This window comes from Arthrobacter sp. SlRoot2-15 (assembly GCF_059739345.1).
Genome location: NZ_AP046058.1, coordinates 415,299 through 430,570, shown reverse-complemented (window position 1 = coordinate 430,570; position 15,272 = coordinate 415,299). Strand labels below are relative to the sequence as shown.

The following is a 15,272-nucleotide window of genomic DNA, read 5'->3' as shown; positions in this document are numbered from 1 at the left end:
CGTCCGGCTAGACCCTGGCACCGTCGTCGTGTTCGTCTTTTTCATGCGGCAGCTTCATGATCAGGAACACCACCGACGCCGCGAAGGCGACCACCATGCCCACCACCGCCAGCAGCGGTGCGGAGCGCCAGAAGATGGCGGACAGGAGCAGCGCGATCGGACCGCCGACGGCTCCCAGCCAGGCCAGCACCGTCATCGGATCCGACGAGGCCAGGCTGGGCGGCTCTTCGGGCACGAAAGCGCCCTCGTCCTCGTCCGCCTCGTAGTCGCGCGGGCCGGGCGGGGCATTCCGGTCGGCGGAGCCCTCGGAATCGCCGCCCGCGGCCGGGCGGGTCCCGGCCGGGGGAGTCAGTTGCTGCGGGACAGAGAGCCCCAGCGGGTCGAAGTCACGGAACGTCCGCGCGGCAGGGGTCTTGCCGCCGGGTCCGGGCAAGGGACCGGAATCGGTGCCCTCGAGCCGGGCCACCAGGTCCCGCCAAACGGCGTCGTCCTCGTTGGCCCCGGAGTCCGGGGAATCCGGGTCGGGGGAGCCGGGGTCGAATCTAGTCATCTGCCGTTTCTTTCTGGCTGGCGCCGGCTGCGCCCGGGGTGTGCCCTTCCACAACGGACCGGATGAATTCGGCCGTGCCGGTGAAGATCCGGGGCGCGTCGTTGTCCATGGTAGCGACGTGGTAGCTGTTTTCCAGCCGAATGACCTCCAACGGGGCGTGGGTCAGGCCGCGGCGCAGCGCCGCCAGGCTGGCGTCGGAGACAACATGGTCCACGGTGGAACGGTAGACCCGGGCCGGGGTGGTGATGCGCGGCAGCAGCCGCAGGGTGTCTTTGAACATCTTGTTCAGCTCGTGGGCCGCCGCGACCGGGGTCCGCGGATAGGCGCCCTCATCCACGCCGGCTTTGAGGATGTCGTTGGCGATCGCCGGGGTGGACTTGAGCACGTACTTCAGGATCCCGGCCAGCGGCGCCCGGGGGTCATCGATCACCAGCCCCGGGTTGACCAGCACCGCCCCGGCCACCGGGCGGGTGGCAGCCAGCCGAAGCGCCAGTGCCCCGCCCATCGAGAGGCCGGCCACAAAAACCTGATCGCACTCGGCGGCCAGTTCCAGATAGGCGGCGTCGAGGCCCGCGTGCCAGTCCTGCCAGCGGGTCCGGGCCAGTTCCTGCCAGCTGGTGCCGTGGCCGGGCAGCAGCGGCATTCGCACGGCGTAGCCGGCCGCGGCCAGGGACTCGGCCCACGCCCGTACCCCGTGCGGACTGCCGGTAAAACCGTGGGAAACCACCACGCCGGTCCCGGGACCTGAGCCGGTGAACGCGCTGCTGAACGGTGAGTGGTCGGGGGCTGTGCTCATGCGTGCTCCGTAGTTGTTGGCCGCCGGCCCCAGGTGGCAGGGGATTGGGCTGCGGGGCGGGACGTGTGGTCTCGGAAGAAGCGGGCCGACTCCGCAAAGATCGTGGGAGCGTCGACGTCGAGCGTGGCCACGTGGCCGCTGCCCGGCAGCGGCACCACGGAGAGCTCCCGCGATCCGAGCCGTTCGCGCAGCAGCGCCAGGGACGTCGGGGGCACCACGGCGTCGGTGTCGGATTTGAACACCAGGGCCGGGACTTCGACGGCGGGCAGTTCACGAAGCGTGGCGTTAAACAGCCTGCGCAGTTCGTGCACGGCAGACAACGGGGTCAGCGAGTAATCCCCGTCCTGGGTGGGTGCCGCCGTCGACTCAGTTTCCCGGAGCGGCAACGTGGTGCGCTGCAGGTACTTGAGCACCCCGAGGTAGCGCACCCGGCGGTCGTAGAAGCTGAGACCGGGATTGACGACGGCGACGCCGGCCACGCGGTGGCGCGCCGCGGTCCGCAGGGCGATGGTCCCGCCCATGGACAGTCCGGCGACGAAGCAGCTGTCGGTGCGGGCCGCGAGGTCGAGATACGCGGACTCGAAGGCGCCGTACCAGTCCTGCCAGCGGTGCCGGGCGAGGTCCCGCCAGTCGGTGCCGTGGCCAGGCAGCAGCGGGACGGTGACGGCGTGGCCGAGGGCCGCCAGATGTTCGGCCCAGGGCAGGACGCTGAGCGGGCTTCCGGTAAAGCCGTGGCAGATGGCCACCCCGATGCCCGCGTTCGCGCCGTGGCCCGGGTAGCGATAAGCGGCAGGCGCCATTGGAGTGCTGCTTTCGCTCATGAGCCCATCGTGTCACTGTTCGCGACAAAACTCACTAGAGTAGGGTGTCATTGAAGTCCTGGCCGGGCCCGAGGAAGGGCCGGCCAGACGCCTGCCGGAGAGGTTCACCACGTGTTTTATTGGTTCATGAAGACCTTCGTCCTTGGGCCGGTCCTGAAGACGCTGTTCCGGCCGTGGGTCAAGGGACTGGACAATGTTCCGGCCCAAGGCGCCGCGATCCTGGCCTCCAACCACCTCTCCTTCTCCGACTCCATCTTTATGCCGCTGATGGTGCCCCGTCCGGTGGTGTTCCTGGCCAAGTCGGAGTACTTCACGGGCAAGGGAATCAAAGGCAAACTCACCGCGGCCTTCTTCCGCCTGACCAACCAGCTGCCGATGGACCGGTCCGGGGGAGCGGCGTCCGCTCGCTCGCTGGACGCCGGCATGGACGTGCTGAAGAACGGTTCGCTCCTGGGCATTTACCCGGAGGGCACCCGCAGCCCGGACGCCCGCCTGTACCGCGGCAAGGTCGGGGTGGCCCGTCTGGCGCTGCAGGCCCGGGTGCCGGTGATCCCGGTCGCCATGATCGGCACCGACAAGGTCCAGCCGATCGGCAAGCGGATGCCCAACATCCGGCGCATCGGCATGATCTTCGGCGAACCGCTGGACTTCAGCCGCTACTACGGCATGGAGGATGACCGCCTGATCCAGCGCTCCGTCACTGACGAGATCATGTACGAACTGATGCGGCTCTCCGGCCAGGAATACGTCGACGAGTATGCCGCCGTCGTGAAGCTGCGGCTGGCCGGCAAGGCCACCGAGGTGCCGGAGAGCGGTGCCGGCCGCGGGACCGAGACCCCCGGGGCTGTGTGACGGAAGGCCCGCGGTCAATGACGCGGGGCGCCCCCGATAGGGTCCCGGGCGCCTATCCTTAGAAGGTGACTGAGCTATCCGAGCCTTCGACGTCCCCCCTCAACAACTTCCAGCAGGCCGGCCCTGCCCTGGCCGGCACCGCGTTCGCCAGCACGGCCCAAAGCGGCGCCGCGGACTATCCCGGGCTGGACCACTGGCGGGAACTGCCCGCCTCACAACAGCCCAGCTGGTCCGACCCGGCCGTTTTTGAGGCCTCGGTGCAGGAACTCTCGGTGCTCCCGCCGCTGGTTTTCGCCGGCGAGGTGGACATCCTGCGCGAACGGCTCGCCGCCGCGGCCCAGGGCAAGGCTTTCCTGCTCCAGGGCGGGGACTGCGCGGAGACCTTCGAAGCCGCGACGGCGGACAAGATCAGCGCCCGGGTCAAGACCATCCTGCAGATGGCCGTGGTGCTCACCTACGGCGCGGCCATGCCCGTGATCAAGATGGGACGCATGGCGGGCCAGTTCGCCAAGCCGCGCTCCTCCAACGACGAAACGCGCGACGGCGTGACGCTGCCGGCGTACCGCGGCGACATCGTGAACGGCTACGACTTCACGCCGGAGTCCCGCGCCCACGACGCCGGCCGGATGCTCAAGGCCTACCACACCTCGGCGTCGACCCTGAACCTGATCCGCGCGTTCACGCAGGGCGGCTTCGCGGACCTGCGCCTGGTGCACCAGTGGAACAAGGGCTTCACGGAGAACCCGGCGCATGCGCGCTACGAGTCGCTGGCCCGGGATATCGACCGGGCCATCCAGTTCATGGCCTCCTGCGGGGCGGACTTCGAGGCGCTCAAGCGGGTGGAGTTCTACGCGAGCCACGAGGCGCTGCTGCTGGACTATGAGCGCGCCCTGACCCGCATCGATTCGCGCACCGGCCTGCCTTACGACACCTCCGCGCACTTCCTCTGGATCGGGGAGCGCACCCGCGAGCTGGACCACGCGCACGTGGATTTCCTCTCCCGTGTCCGGAACCCGATTGGGGTGAAGCTCGGCCCCTCGACCAGCGGCGACGACGCGCTGCGGCTGATCGACAAGCTTGACCCGAACCGCGAACCGGGCCGGCTGACCTTCATCACCCGGATGGGCGCGGGCAACATCCGCGAGAAGCTGCCTCCCATTGTGGAGCGCGTCACGGCCTCCGGCGCCCAGGTTCTCTGGGTCACCGACCCGATGCACGGCAACACGGTGACCTCACCCAACGGCTACAAGACCCGCAATTTCGACGACGTGATCGACGAGGTGCGCGGTTTCTTCGAGGTGCACCACGGACTGGGGACCGTCCCGGGCGGCCTGCACGTGGAAATGACCGGCGACGATGTGGCCGAGTGCCTCGGCGGCGCCGACCCGGTCGACCAGGACGCCTTCCTGGACCGGTACGAGTCCGTCTGCGATCCGCGCCTGAACCACATGCAGTCCCTCGAGATGGCGTTCCTGGTGGCGGGTGCCCTGTCCAAGCGCTAGGCCGCAGACACCGCCCAGACTAATAAGCTCCGCCCCGGCTGGATCCAGCCGGGGCGGAGCTTATTAGGTTTGCGGGAGAAATCAGGTCACGGTGATGGTGACGAGCGAGCCCTCGGGCTGCTGGCCCCTCTTGTCCTGGCCGGCCACGAGGCCCAGCACGGACGAGCCGAAGGTGTAGCTGACCTTCACCTCGAAGCCGGCGTCCTTGAGGGCCTTGACCGCCTCCGCCTCGGGCCTGCGGAACACGTCGGGCACTTGGACCAGTTTCGGGCCCTTGGAGATGGTGAGGTTAACCGCGCCGCCCTTCGTGAGGTTCCCGGTGGCGGGGTCCTGGCCGGCGACTTTCCCCTTGGGCACCGTCCGGTCGAAGACCGGCTCCGGGGCGACGACGGCCTTGAGGCCGGCCGCTTCGAGCGTCTTGACGGCGGCGTCCTGGTCCTTGCCGCGCACATCGGGGACCGGGATCGGCTGCGGGCCCTTGGAGACGGTCAGTGCCACCGGCGTCCCGTGCTTGGCAGGTGTTCCCTTACCCGGGGCCTGGGCCAGCACGGTACCGGCGGCCGCCGCGTCGTCGTAGCTTTCGGTGACAGGCCCCAGGGCCATGCCGGCGCCATTGAGGGCTGTCTTTGCTTCATCGAGCGTTTTGCCCGCCAGCCCGGGCAGGGGGAACAGCTCGGGGCCCTTGGACACGGCGAGTGAAACGGACTCGAACTTCCGGACCACCTGTCCGGCTTTCGGTTCCGAACCGACCACCAGGCCGGGCGAGACGTCGTCGTCGAAGACGTCCCGGGTGGTCGACTGGAAACCGGCGGTGCGGAGCAGTTGCTGCGCCTCCGCCACGGTCTTGTTGGCCAGTTGTGGAATGGTTCCGGGGGAGCCCGGTCCCATGCCAAAGAACCAGCCGGCCCCGGCGGCGAGCAGGGCCAGGACGGCCAGCAGCAGGATCCAGACCAGGCCGCGGCGGCGGGGGTTGCCCGCCCGCAGGCTGCGGCTGGGCGTTGCCGCCGCACGCTGGCGTGCCTTCTCCTCGTCACGGTCCTGCTTCCGCAGTGCCCGTTTGCTGGCCGGTGCCGCGGCTGCGTCCGCGGGTTCCGCCGCGCTGGCGCCGAATGCGCCGTCGTCCGGGGCCGAGAGCGGTCCGTACGCGCCGGGCCGCGGCGTGCCGGAGAGCACCGTCGTCGGGTGCTGGCCGCCGCGGTTGATGACTTCGGTGGGCTGCTGGATGCCGCCGAGTAGTTCGGTGTGGGCTTCTCCCGTTGCGGCAGCCGCGCCGGACGCGGTGCCGGCGGCTCCCGCCGGTGCTCCGCCCGGCATCGGGGCGGGCCGGGCGGCGGGAGGCCGCAGGTCCAGCTCAGCGTCGCTGAGGTTGGTCCGGATGTGGCGCAGTTCGGCCAGCAGGGCGTTGCCGTCCACCGGACGCTGCTCCGGGTCATTGGCGGTGCACCACTGCACCAGCTCGTCGAGTTCCCCGGCCAGGCCGGGGACCAGCTCCGAGGGTGCGCCGACGCTGGAGTTCACGTGCTGGTAAGCGACCTGGATTGGGACTTCGCCGTCGAACGGCTGCCGGCCGGTGATCATCTCGTACAGCATGATGCCCAGCGAATAGATGTCGCTGCGCGCGTCGGCCTGCCGGCCCATTACCAGCTCGGGGGAAAGGTAGGCCACGGTGCCGATCAGCGCCCCGGTGCTGGTGGTGGTGGTGATGGCCCGGGCCAGCCCGAAGTCGCCGATCTTGATCCGGCCGTCGTCGGCGATGAGCACGTTCTCCGGCTTTACGTCCCGGTGGATGAGGCCGGCGGCGTGGGCCGCTCCGAGTCCCTCGACGACCGGGTCGATCAGGGCCAGGGCCAGCCGCGGGGTGAGCGCGCCCTTGTCCTTGAGTACGTCGCGCAGTGTGTGGCCCTTGATGTACTCCATCACCAGATAGGCCAGGGGGCCGTCCTCGCCCTGGTCCAGCACGCCCACCACATGCGGGTGCGAGAGCCGGGCGGCAGCCTTGGCCTCGCGGCCCAGCCGGTCCAGGAACTGCGGGTCGCCGGCCATGTGCGGATGCAGGACTTTGAGCGCCACATCCCGCTCCAGCCGGCGGTCGGTGGCGAGGTAGACCGTGGACATCCCGCCGCGGGCCAGCTTGGACCGGATCAGGTACCGGTTGTCCACCAGGGTCCCGACAAGAGCGTCCGATGTGTATTCCTGCACCATTTGATCCTAAGCTCTGCACGGAAACGGGCCCGGATTGACATGCAATCCGGGCCCGTATCGTTACGCGACGGAGGGCTCAGCCCCGCGCGATGCTGGCGGTTTAGCTGAACTGTTTCTGCAGCTTCTTAATCGAGGCCACATAGACCTTCGTGTCGTCGTACATGCCCCGGGTGTTGACCGAGTACTGGCCCTGGTAGTAACCGGCGATCGCGTAGTCCAGGTCCTTGCTGGTGCGCACCAGCTGGCGGATGATGGCGACGCCGGCCGTGGCGTTGTCGTACGGGTCCAGCAGGTTCAGCTGCCGGCCCACCAGGTCCGAAGCCCACTGGCCCGAGGAGGGAATCACCTGCATGGTGCCGATCGCGTTGGCGGGGGACACCGAGCGGTGGTCGAAGCTGGACTCCTGGAAGGCGAACGCCATCGCGAGGGAGGGATCCACGCCCATCCGTCGCGCGGTGTCCGCCACGATCTGCTTCATCTGCTCGCGGCTGGGAACCGGCGAGGCGTTGAGCAGTGCCTTGTTCTGGTTGGCCGAGTTGAGGACGGCCGCCGGGTAGCTGAAGCCAAGGAACGTGCTGGGCACCAGCGGGGTCACGGTGGCGGGCGGCTGGCTCGAGGACGGGTTGATGGCGCCGGACGTTGAACCGGGGATCACCAGTTTGTTGCCCGGGTAGATGACGCTGCTCATGGTCAACTGGTTCGCAGAAAGGATGTCAGAGAGCTTGACCCCGTTCCTGGCCGCGATGCCCGAGAGGGTGTCGCCCGACTTCACGGTGTAGGACCCGGAACTGGCCGGGGCCGGTGCCGGGGCGGCCGGAGCCACGGGGGCCGGGGCGCCCGGCGCGGCCACGCCTGCACCGACCTTGATCTGCTGGCCCGGGTAGATCACGGAGCGCATGCTGAGCGCATTCCAGGTAAGGACGTCGGAGAGGCCGACGCCATGGCGGGACGCGATACCGCCCAGGGTATCGCCGGACTTGACGGTGTAAACCGAGCCGCCGGCCGTTCCCGGGGCCGGGGCCGGAGCGGCGGGTGCGGCGGGAGCCGGCGCCGCTGCAGCGGCCTGGTCAGGTGCGGAGCCGTTGAGCTTGATCTTCTGGCCGGGGTAGATCACGGTGTTGGCCTGCAGGTTGTTCAGCTTGAGGACCGCATAGGTGTCCAGACCGAACTTGCCTGCGATCGCGCTGATCGTGTCGCCGCGGGCGATCGTGTATTCGGACGGTGCGGAGACCTGGGCCGGACGGAAGGCTGCAGGGATGGTTGCCGGGACGGAAGCCGCGGGAATCAGTGCGGAGGTGACCGAGGTGGCGGCCAGCCCCTGGGCCTGGGCCTTCATGGCCGCTGCAAGCGTCGCCGGGATCGCGCGGGGGCGCGGTTCGGCCGCGGCGGGCTGGGCGATCGCCAAAGACGAAAGTACGACGGCGGGCAGCGCCGCCGTCGTCGCCGCGATCAGCGGGAGGCCTGGCCTCGTGGGGGGCTTCGGCGAACGTGACGTCGTCATGGGAAAGATCCTCTTCTCAGCGGCGAAGGCTGCAGGTCAGGCCGGTGTGACTGGTGTTAACAGTGTGACTAAAGAAACTACAGTTACAAATGTGATCTATGTGAATCTCTCATGAATTGCGAAATAGCACAAGAACGGTTTGACATTCCGCAAACACGGCTTTCTGGAGTGTCGCCGCGGACGGCTTGGCGGCGGGGGAGACGGCGCCGTTGCGGGGCCCTGGGCGGGTTGCATTAAGAGGTCGGATTATTCGATCGTGGCTGACTAGGCGCAATCCGGTCCGGCATGGCAATCTTGATCCGTGAGTACTGTAGAAAGCCTTGTAGGCGAATGGCTGCCCCTGCCCGACGTAGCTAAGCTGCTGGACGTCTCCATCACCAAGGTTCATGCCTTGCTTGACGAGCGTGCCCTCGCGGCCGTGAGGATCGGCGACCGGCGGATTCGCTCCGTGCCGGCGGCGTTTATCCAGGACGGGCACGCCGTTGAGAGCCTTAAGGGCACGATTATCGTGCTCTCCGACGCAGGCTATTCGGACGAGGAACTCATCACCTGGCTCTTTACCCCGGACGACTCCCTCCGCGGCCGGCCGATCGACGCCCTCCGCGAAGGGCGCAAGACCGAAATCCGGCGCCGGGCCCAGACGATGGCCTGGTAGGAACCATACGGCCCAGGCCGTGCGCGGCGCCCCGGCGTTGTGCACGGCCTTTTGCGTCCCCTGCGGCCGGGGCTAGGCGGTGCGGCTGACCGCGGCTTCGGCGAGCTTGCGGAGCGCCGTCTTGGGCAGTTCCTCCAGCGGCAGTAGCTCCAGGGCATCGAACGCTGCCCGGCCGAATTCCTCGATCAGGACTTCGGTGGCCTGGAGTGCCCCGCAGTCGACGATGATGCGGCGGATTTCCTCCACATCGCCGGTGCTCAGGTCAGGGCTTCCGAGCTTGGCGTCGATGAAACCCGACTCGGCCGGAGCGGCCTGGTCCAGGGCAAAAGCCACGAGCACCGTGCGCTTGCCCTCACGGAGGTCATCGCCGGCCGGTTTCCCGGTGGTGACCGGGTCGCCGAAGACACCCAGCACGTCGTCGCGGAGCTGGAACGCCTCGCCCAGCGGGAGTGCAAAGGCCGAATAGCCGCGGAGCAGCTCGTCCGGCGCCCCGGCCAGCGCCCCGCCCAAGGCCAACGGGTGCTCCGTGGAGTATTTGGCCGATTTAAACCGGATGATGGACTGGGCGCGGCTGACGGCGCCGGCGCGGTCCCGGTGCGGACCGGCCACCTCTTCAAGGATGTCCAGGTACTGGCCGGCCATCACCTCGGCACGCATCAGATTAAAGATGAGCCGGGCCCGGCTGCCGGAGGCCGCCCGGTCGCCGATCTCGGTGAAGGATTCCTCGCTGAAGGACAGGCACAGGTCACCGGTCAGGATCGCCGCGGCGTGGCCGAAGCGCTCCGGATCCAGGGCCCACCCCTGGCTCGCATGGAGCTCACTGAAGCGGCGGTGCACGCTCGGACCGCCGCGGCGGGTGTCGGAGCGGTCGATGATGTCGTCATGGATCAGTGCCGCGGCTTGGAACAGCTCGAGCGCCGAACCGGCGGTGACCACCTCCGGCGCGCCCGGATCGCCGCCAGCCCCGCGCCAGCCCCAGTAACACATCAGGGCGCGGAGCCGCTTGCCGCCCGTGACGAGGTTGGAGATCGAACCCATCAGCGGGTCGATGTCCGGGGAAATGGCGGACATCACCGTGGTGCGATCGACCAGGAAGTCCGTCAGCTTCCCGGCCACGGCAGCGACGAAATCCGCCTGCTCAACCCGCAGTTGTTCGGCCAGGCTCACTTGACGGACTCTGCGGCGACGTTGGCGCCGATCGTGAACGTGGAAACCCCCGCGGCCTCCACCACGGCGAGGTTTACGGTTTCGTTCTCGCCGCGCAGGAAGTCCTTGGACGCCACCGTCCCGACGGTTTCGCCGGGCACGGCCTTAAAGCCCTGGTTCTCCAGTTCCTTGCTGTAGAAGGCCACGACTCCGGCGGACGGCGAGGTGATCTTTCCCACCAGGGCCACCGTTGCCGGGCTTGCGGTCTTATCGAAGCTGCTTGATTCCACCTTGGCCCCGGGCATCACCGGCAGCAGCTTCTCAGGGAAGCCCGAGACCAAGGCGCCCACGGTCGCGGAGGTGCCCGGTGCGGCGGACGGGCTGGGAGGCGCCGTGGTGGTGGCCTGCGTGGTGGAGGCCGCCGACGTCGACGCCGAGGGTGACGACGCGGCCGGTGCCTGGCCGGGGGTGCAGGCGGCCAGGGCCAGCAAGGCGCCGGCGGCGGCCGCGGCCGCCACGGCGCGATTGAGCGCTCCAAAAACCTTCACGCGGACATTCCTCCTGGTGTTGATGCCGGATTCAGCCTCCAGTTTAGTCAGTCCCTGCGCATAGGATTGATGTGTGGGGCCGGAGAGCGAGAATCACCTTGAAATCAACAGCGTGAAACAGTACAGCGAAGCGGGTCTTCGCGAGCTCCGGCGCAGCAGCATCCTGCACGTGGACATGGATGCTTTCTTCGTCTCCGTGGAACTGCGAAGCCGGCCGGAACTCAAGGGCCGGCCGGTGATCGTAGGCTATCCCGCGGACCGCTCGGTGGTGCTGTCGGCCTCCTACGAGGCGCGCAAGTTCGGCGTCAAATCCGCGATGCCCATGGCGGTCGCGGCCCGGATGTGCCCCTCGGCCGTCATCATCGAGCCGCGCCACAAGCTCTACTACGAGGTGTCAGGCCAGATCATGGCCATCTTCGGGTCGGTCACCGATCTGGTGGAGCCGCTGAGCGTCGACGAGGCCTTCCTCGACGTCGGCGGCGCCATCCGGCGGCTCGGGCCGCCCCGGGACATCGGCGAGCTGATCCGCCGTCGGGTGGCCGGAGAGCTGGGCATCACGGCGTCGGTAGGCATCGCGGCCAGCAAGTTCGTCGCGAAGATCGCTTCGACGCGGTGCAAGCCGGACGGCCTGCTGCTGATCGGCCCGGAGGAGACCGTGCCCTACCTGCACACCCTGCCGGTCGGCGCGCTCTGGGGGGTCGGTGCCAAGACGGTCGAGGTCCTCGCCCGGATGGGGATCCGGACGGTGGCCGACGTCGCGGCGACGCCGCTGCCGTCGCTGCGGAAGATCCTGGGGGCCACGGGGGAACACGTCCACCGGCTGTCGTGGGGGATCGACCCCCGTCCGGTGACGCCCGTCCGGCTGGAAAAGAGCATCGGCGCGGAGGAGACCTTTGCGGTGGACACGGCCGACGACGCCCTGCTGCACCGCGAACTGCTGCGGCTCGCGCACCGCACGGCCGAACGGCTGCGGAGCGCCGGCATGCACGCCCGGACCGTGGCCTTGAAACTGCGCTACGCGGATTTCTCCACCATCACCCGCAGCCGCACCGTCAGCACCCCGATCGACAGTGCACAGCTGCTCTATGGCGTCGCCCTGCAATTGCTTGAATCCGTCGGCGAGAGGCCGATGACGGTCCGGCTCATCGGGATTCGGGCGGAGCAGCTCGAGGAAGCCGCCCAGGCGCCCCTGCAGCTCAGTCTGGACCGCCGGGACGACAACTGGCGCGCCGCCGAACAGGCCCTGGATCGGGTCACCCGGAAGTTCGGCAACAAGTCCGTGCTCCCGGCCCGTTTACTGGACCCCGGACCCGGCACCGACTGAGCGCGAAGCTGCCGGTGCGTCTTTCAGAACAGGGCGCAACAAACTATCCTAGATATACGTAGATTTCGAACGACTGGATCGAACGTTCGGGCTGCCGGCCATGCCAACTGAACACCTTTCAGGGAACCGTGAATCCACATTCATCCAATGGCGGGGAATGGGAACCAGGCGGGAATCCCGCACGTTAGGGGTTTAGGGACAAGGGCCGCGTCAAGTCTGGACGTTGGCCGACTTAAGGAGGTCGTGATGCCGCTCTCGGAGCACGAACAGAAGTTGCTGGAGCAACTTGAGAAGCAGCTGCATGAGGACGATCCCAAGTTTGCCAGCTCCATGGGCTCGGATCCGGGTCGCTCCTGGTCCACCCGTCACCTGGTCATTGGGGTCCTCGGCGCCCTCGCCGGCATTCTCTTGCTGTTGTTGGGCGTCTCGATGCAACTCATCGTCGTCGGGGTGCTTGGATTCGTGGTGATGGGTGCCGGCGTGTACTTCGCGACCATGCGCAACTCCGGCGGCAGGCCCACCGCCGCCGGCGGCCGCAAATCGGGCAAGCCGCGCAGTTCCTTTATGAGCAACCTTGAGGAGCGGTGGGAGGAACGGCACCGCGGGGACTCCTGACCGGGTTTCCCTTTGGCCGTCCTACCGGCCCTCCATTTCGCACCACCCAGGCCTCCACCAGGCAACTCAAGACCCGCTTCGGCGGGTCTTTTGCCGTTTAACCGGCATCGAATGCTCCGTTGGTGCCGTTTTGGAGCGCCGAAAGGGCAATTACGGAGCAACCGCTGCGGAGCCGGCCCGACGCCGGCGCGCGTGGGCGCTTTGGCGGCTGCCCGACCGCCGCCGGGAGGTGGAATTCCCTCCACTGCGCACCACTTTTAGCGCTTGCCTTTATTCGCAAGGAACTTTTGCGTCAAAAACGCCCCAAAATTGCCCAAAAATATGCCGAATGTCGTTGACGGGGGAGCGAAGTGGAGTAATGTGGAGGACGTAAGAGGGTAGTGGCAGCACAGGGGACGTTGGACTTCCTACAACAGACAGGCGGTGGGCCGTGTTTCTCGGCACTCATTCGCCGCGTCTGGACGAAAAGGGTCGAATCATCCTCCCAGCGAAGTTCCGCGAGGAACTTGCCAGCGGACTGGTTCTCACAAGGGGCCAGGAACGTTGCATCTACGTCTTCAGTGAGGCGGAATTCGGCCGGGTTCACGAACAGATGCGGGAGGCACCAATCTCCTCCAAGCAGGCTCGTGACTACATCCGCGTTTTCCTCTCTGGAGCCTCCGACGAGGTACCTGACAAGCAGGGGCGCGTGACGATTCCGCCGGCGCTCCGGGAATACGCAGGTCTCGGCAGGGAGCTGGCCGTCATTGGCGCCGGCACCCGGGCGGAGATCTGGGACGCCCAGGCCTGGAACGAGTACCTGGCCGAAAAGGAAACCGCCTTCTCGGAAACCGACGACGCCATCCCGGGGATCCTCTGAAACCCGCCGGCATCCCAGCACCAACCGTTTCTTGATCAAGATCTCCAGCCGCCCATCCGGCAGTTCACCTGGCTCACTTCCCCGGAGCCAGGCGGGCCGCAGGGTAGGCGCGGATGGGGATCTGGACCAAGAAGCACAGCACCCCGACAGTCACTCCACCCCACGAAAGGACGCAGGCATGAGCGAAGACTCCAACCAGGCGAAGCCTACGTCCGAACGCCATGTACCGGTCCTCAAGGACCGGTGCATCAATTTGTTGGCACCGGGTTTCGAGGAAGCCCGACGCCGGGGGCAGACGCCGGTGGTCGTCGATGCGACGCTTGGCATGGGCGGACACTCCGAAGCCATGCTGCAGCGGTTCCCGGACCTGCACCTGATCGGCATCGACCGTGACGAGGAAGCCCTCGCCCTGGCGGGGGAGCGGCTGAAGCCGTTCGCCTCCCGGATCGACCTGGTCCACGCGGTGTACGACGAAATCCCCGAGGTCCTCGAGGACCTGGGCTTCACCGAGGTCCACGGCATCCTGATGGACCTGGGCGTCTCCTCGCTGCAGTTGGACGAGCGCGAACGCGGGTTCGCCTACTCCTTCGACGCACCCCTCGACATGCGCATGGACACGAGCCGGGGCCAGACCGCCGCCGACGTGGTGAACAACTACAGCGAAGAGGACCTCGTCCGGATCATCCGCAAATGGGGCGAAGAGAAGTTCGCCGGCCGGATCGCCAACCGGATCGTCGCGGACCGCGCCGAGAAGCCCTTCACCACCACCGGAGAACTGGTCGAGACAATCCGCGCCGTGGTCCCCGCCGGCGCCGCCAAGACCGGCGGCCACCCGGCCAAACGGACCTTCCAGGCACTCCGGATCGAGGTCAACGAGGAACTCGACGTGCTGGAGCGCGCGATCCCGGCAGCAGTGGCCTCCATCGCCGTCGGCGGCCGGGTCGTCGTGATGTCCTACCACTCGCTGGAGGACAAAATCGTCAAGGCCGTTTTCCAGGCCGGATCCAAATCCTCGGCCCCGCTCGGCTTCCCGGTGGAGCTCGAGGAACACAAAGCCGAACTCAAGACCTTGACCAAGGGCACCGAGGTGCCCACCGCCGAAGAAATCGCAGAAAACCCACGGGCCGCCTCCGCCAGGCTCCGCGCCGTGGAACGCATCAAAGCCAGGAGAGTCGCATGAGCACCGCCGCCGTCAACAGGTTCCCCGTTGCCACCGCCGCCACCGCCCGTGCCTTTCCGGAGCTGCAGCCGGGTGCGCCGGCCCGCAAGACCCGCACCCCGCTCTCCATCGTCCGCAGCGCCCCGCGTAAACGCCGGGCGCCCTTCGTGGTGATGTGCTTCGGGATCCTGGCGCTGGCGCTGATGGCGGTGCTGGTCCTGAACATCTCCGTGTCCTCCGCGCAGTACCAGCTGGTGGAACTGCGGGCCAAGCAGTCTTCCCTGACCAAGCAAAACCAGGACCTCACCCAGCAGGTCCAGAACTTCGACGCCCCGCAGAACCTGGCCGCGAAAGCCACGGAGCTGGGCATGGTGGCCTCCACGAGCAAGGGCCAGATCGACCTGTCCACCCTGACGGTGACCGGCAAGGCCAAGCCTGCGGTCAAGGGTGACGCCCCCGGCGCGGTCATCGCCGCCCCGGCCGTAGCGGGCCAGGTCAACGTGGTCCCGTCCGCCTCGGGGAAGGAACCGCTCGCAAACCGCAAGCCGGCCGAGGGCATCCCGGCCGCTGCCGTGCCGGCCGTCCCCGCTCCCGCGGCAGCTGCACCGGCCGGCCAAGCCCCTGCTGTGCCCGCGCCCCCGGCCCCCGCGCCGGCCGTGGACCTGCACGGCGGGTCCATCCCGGCCCCCGCGCAGAAGGCCCCCGGAAAATAACCGACGGGACCCAGAACCAGCCAGGCAAG

The 15,272-nt window shown here is 67.9% G+C and carries 15 protein-coding genes; 8 read left to right on the top strand and 7 right to left on the bottom strand.

Annotation, left to right across the window (positions count from 1 at the left end):
• Window positions 1-7 precede the first annotated feature (7 nt).
• From AC6I9V_RS01995 to AC6I9V_RS01985, 3 genes are read right to left on the bottom strand one after another with little or no spacing between them, the layout of a single operon-like run.
• Window positions 8-550: a hypothetical protein gene (locus AC6I9V_RS01995; protein ID WP_349414090.1), complete on the bottom strand. Its 543-nt coding sequence runs from the start codon at window positions 548-550 to the stop codon at window positions 8-10.
• Window positions 543-1,346, bottom strand: a complete 804-nt coding sequence (locus tag AC6I9V_RS01990) for an alpha/beta hydrolase (RefSeq protein ID WP_497898150.1) — start codon at window positions 1,344-1,346, stop codon at window positions 543-545. Before AC6I9V_RS01990 ends, AC6I9V_RS01995 begins: the two co-directional genes overlap by 8 nt.
• Window positions 1,343-2,167 (bottom strand): alpha/beta hydrolase, encoded by an 825-nt coding sequence (locus AC6I9V_RS01985; RefSeq protein ID WP_497898149.1) that lies wholly within the window; start codon window positions 2,165-2,167, stop codon window positions 1,343-1,345. Before AC6I9V_RS01985 ends, AC6I9V_RS01990 begins: the two co-directional genes overlap by 4 nt.
• Window positions 2,168-2,278: 111 nt before the next feature.
• Between AC6I9V_RS01985 and AC6I9V_RS01980 the strand changes: the two genes are divergently transcribed.
• Window positions 2,279-3,019: a lysophospholipid acyltransferase family protein gene (locus AC6I9V_RS01980; protein ID WP_497898148.1), complete on the top strand. Its 741-nt coding sequence runs from the start codon at window positions 2,279-2,281 to the stop codon at window positions 3,017-3,019.
• 128 nt (window positions 3,020-3,147) lie between these two features.
• Window positions 3,148-4,521 (top strand): class II 3-deoxy-7-phosphoheptulonate synthase, encoded by a 1,374-nt coding sequence (locus AC6I9V_RS01975; RefSeq protein WP_497900231.1) that lies wholly within the window; start codon window positions 3,148-3,150, stop codon window positions 4,519-4,521.
• A gap of 81 nt (window positions 4,522-4,602) precedes the next feature.
• Here AC6I9V_RS01975 and AC6I9V_RS01970 read toward each other — a convergent pair whose 3' ends face one another.
• On the bottom strand, window positions 4,603-6,723 hold the full coding sequence (locus tag AC6I9V_RS01970; protein ID WP_497898147.1) for a protein kinase domain-containing protein: 2,121 nt from the start codon (window positions 6,721-6,723) through the stop codon (window positions 4,603-4,605).
• 100 nt (window positions 6,724-6,823) lie between these two features.
• Complete coding sequence (locus AC6I9V_RS01965; RefSeq protein ID WP_497898146.1) at window positions 6,824-8,224, bottom strand: LysM peptidoglycan-binding domain-containing protein; 1,401 nt, start codon at window positions 8,222-8,224, stop codon at window positions 6,824-6,826.
• 301 nt (window positions 8,225-8,525) lie between these two features.
• On the opposite strand from AC6I9V_RS01965, the gene AC6I9V_RS01960 reads away from it, so the two are divergent.
• Window positions 8,526-8,879: an Rv2175c family DNA-binding protein gene (locus AC6I9V_RS01960; RefSeq protein WP_349414084.1), complete on the top strand. Its 354-nt coding sequence runs from the start codon at window positions 8,526-8,528 to the stop codon at window positions 8,877-8,879.
• Window positions 8,880-8,951: 72 nt separating this feature from the next.
• On the opposite strand, the gene AC6I9V_RS01955 is transcribed toward AC6I9V_RS01960, so the two are convergent.
• Together AC6I9V_RS01955 and AC6I9V_RS01950 are read right to left on the bottom strand one after the other, a co-directional pair.
• Window positions 8,952-10,046: a polyprenyl synthetase family protein gene (locus AC6I9V_RS01955; protein WP_497898145.1), complete on the bottom strand. Its 1,095-nt coding sequence runs from the start codon at window positions 10,044-10,046 to the stop codon at window positions 8,952-8,954.
• Complete coding sequence (locus AC6I9V_RS01950) at window positions 10,043-10,573, bottom strand: hypothetical protein (RefSeq protein WP_497898144.1); 531 nt, start codon at window positions 10,571-10,573, stop codon at window positions 10,043-10,045. The genes AC6I9V_RS01955 and AC6I9V_RS01950 overlap by 4 nt, the downstream gene beginning before the upstream one ends.
• 112 nt (window positions 10,574-10,685) lie before the next feature.
• Here AC6I9V_RS01950 and dinB point away from each other — a divergent pair, with 112 nt between their 5' ends.
• From dinB to ftsL, 5 genes are all read left to right on the top strand, one after another.
• The gene (gene dinB / locus AC6I9V_RS01945; protein WP_349414081.1) at window positions 10,686-11,897 is read left to right on the top strand and encodes a DNA polymerase IV; all 1,212 of its coding nucleotides are present in this window, start codon (window positions 10,686-10,688) and stop codon (window positions 11,895-11,897) included.
• A 246-nt stretch (window positions 11,898-12,143) separates the two neighbouring features.
• Complete coding sequence (locus tag AC6I9V_RS01940) at window positions 12,144-12,512, top strand: SCO2097 family morphological protein (RefSeq protein ID WP_349414080.1); 369 nt, start codon at window positions 12,144-12,146, stop codon at window positions 12,510-12,512.
• 430 nt (window positions 12,513-12,942) lie between these two features.
• Entirely contained in the window at window positions 12,943-13,371 is a 429-nt protein-coding gene (gene mraZ / locus AC6I9V_RS01935; RefSeq protein ID WP_138769645.1) for a division/cell wall cluster transcriptional repressor MraZ, read from the top strand.
• Window positions 13,372-13,549: 178 nt separating this feature from the next.
• Window positions 13,550-14,551: a 16S rRNA (cytosine(1402)-N(4))-methyltransferase RsmH gene (rsmH, locus tag AC6I9V_RS01930; RefSeq protein WP_497898143.1), complete on the top strand. Its 1,002-nt coding sequence runs from the start codon at window positions 13,550-13,552 to the stop codon at window positions 14,549-14,551.
• Window positions 14,548-15,243 (top strand): cell division protein FtsL, encoded by a 696-nt coding sequence (ftsL, locus tag AC6I9V_RS01925; RefSeq protein ID WP_497898142.1) that lies wholly within the window; start codon window positions 14,548-14,550, stop codon window positions 15,241-15,243. The genes rsmH and ftsL overlap by 4 nt, the downstream gene beginning before the upstream one ends.
• Window positions 15,244-15,272: the final 29 nt, after the last annotated feature.

Excerpts from the sequence above, each read along its gene's own strand:
- AC6I9V_RS01995 (WP_349414090.1), bottom strand. The coding sequence starts at position 550 with ATGACTAGATTCGACCCCGGCTCCCCCGACCCGGATTCCCCGGACTCC.
- AC6I9V_RS01990 (WP_497898150.1), bottom strand. The coding sequence starts at position 1,346 with ATGAGCACAGCCCCCGACCACTCACCGTTCAGCAGCGCGTTCACCGGC.
- AC6I9V_RS01985 (WP_497898149.1), bottom strand. The coding sequence starts at position 2,167 with ATGAGCGAAAGCAGCACTCCAATGGCGCCTGCCGCTTATCGCTACCCG.
- AC6I9V_RS01970 (WP_497898147.1), bottom strand. The coding sequence starts at position 6,723 with ATGGTGCAGGAATACACATCGGACGCTCTTGTCGGGACCCTGGTGGAC.
- AC6I9V_RS01965 (WP_497898146.1), bottom strand. The coding sequence starts at position 8,224 with ATGACGACGTCACGTTCGCCGAAGCCCCCCACGAGGCCAGGCCTCCCG.
- AC6I9V_RS01940 (WP_349414080.1), top strand. The coding sequence starts at position 12,144 with ATGCCGCTCTCGGAGCACGAACAGAAGTTGCTGGAGCAACTTGAGAAG.
- rsmH (WP_497898143.1), top strand. The coding sequence starts at position 13,550 with ATGAGCGAAGACTCCAACCAGGCGAAGCCTACGTCCGAACGCCATGTA.
- ftsL (WP_497898142.1), top strand. The coding sequence starts at position 14,548 with ATGAGCACCGCCGCCGTCAACAGGTTCCCCGTTGCCACCGCCGCCACC.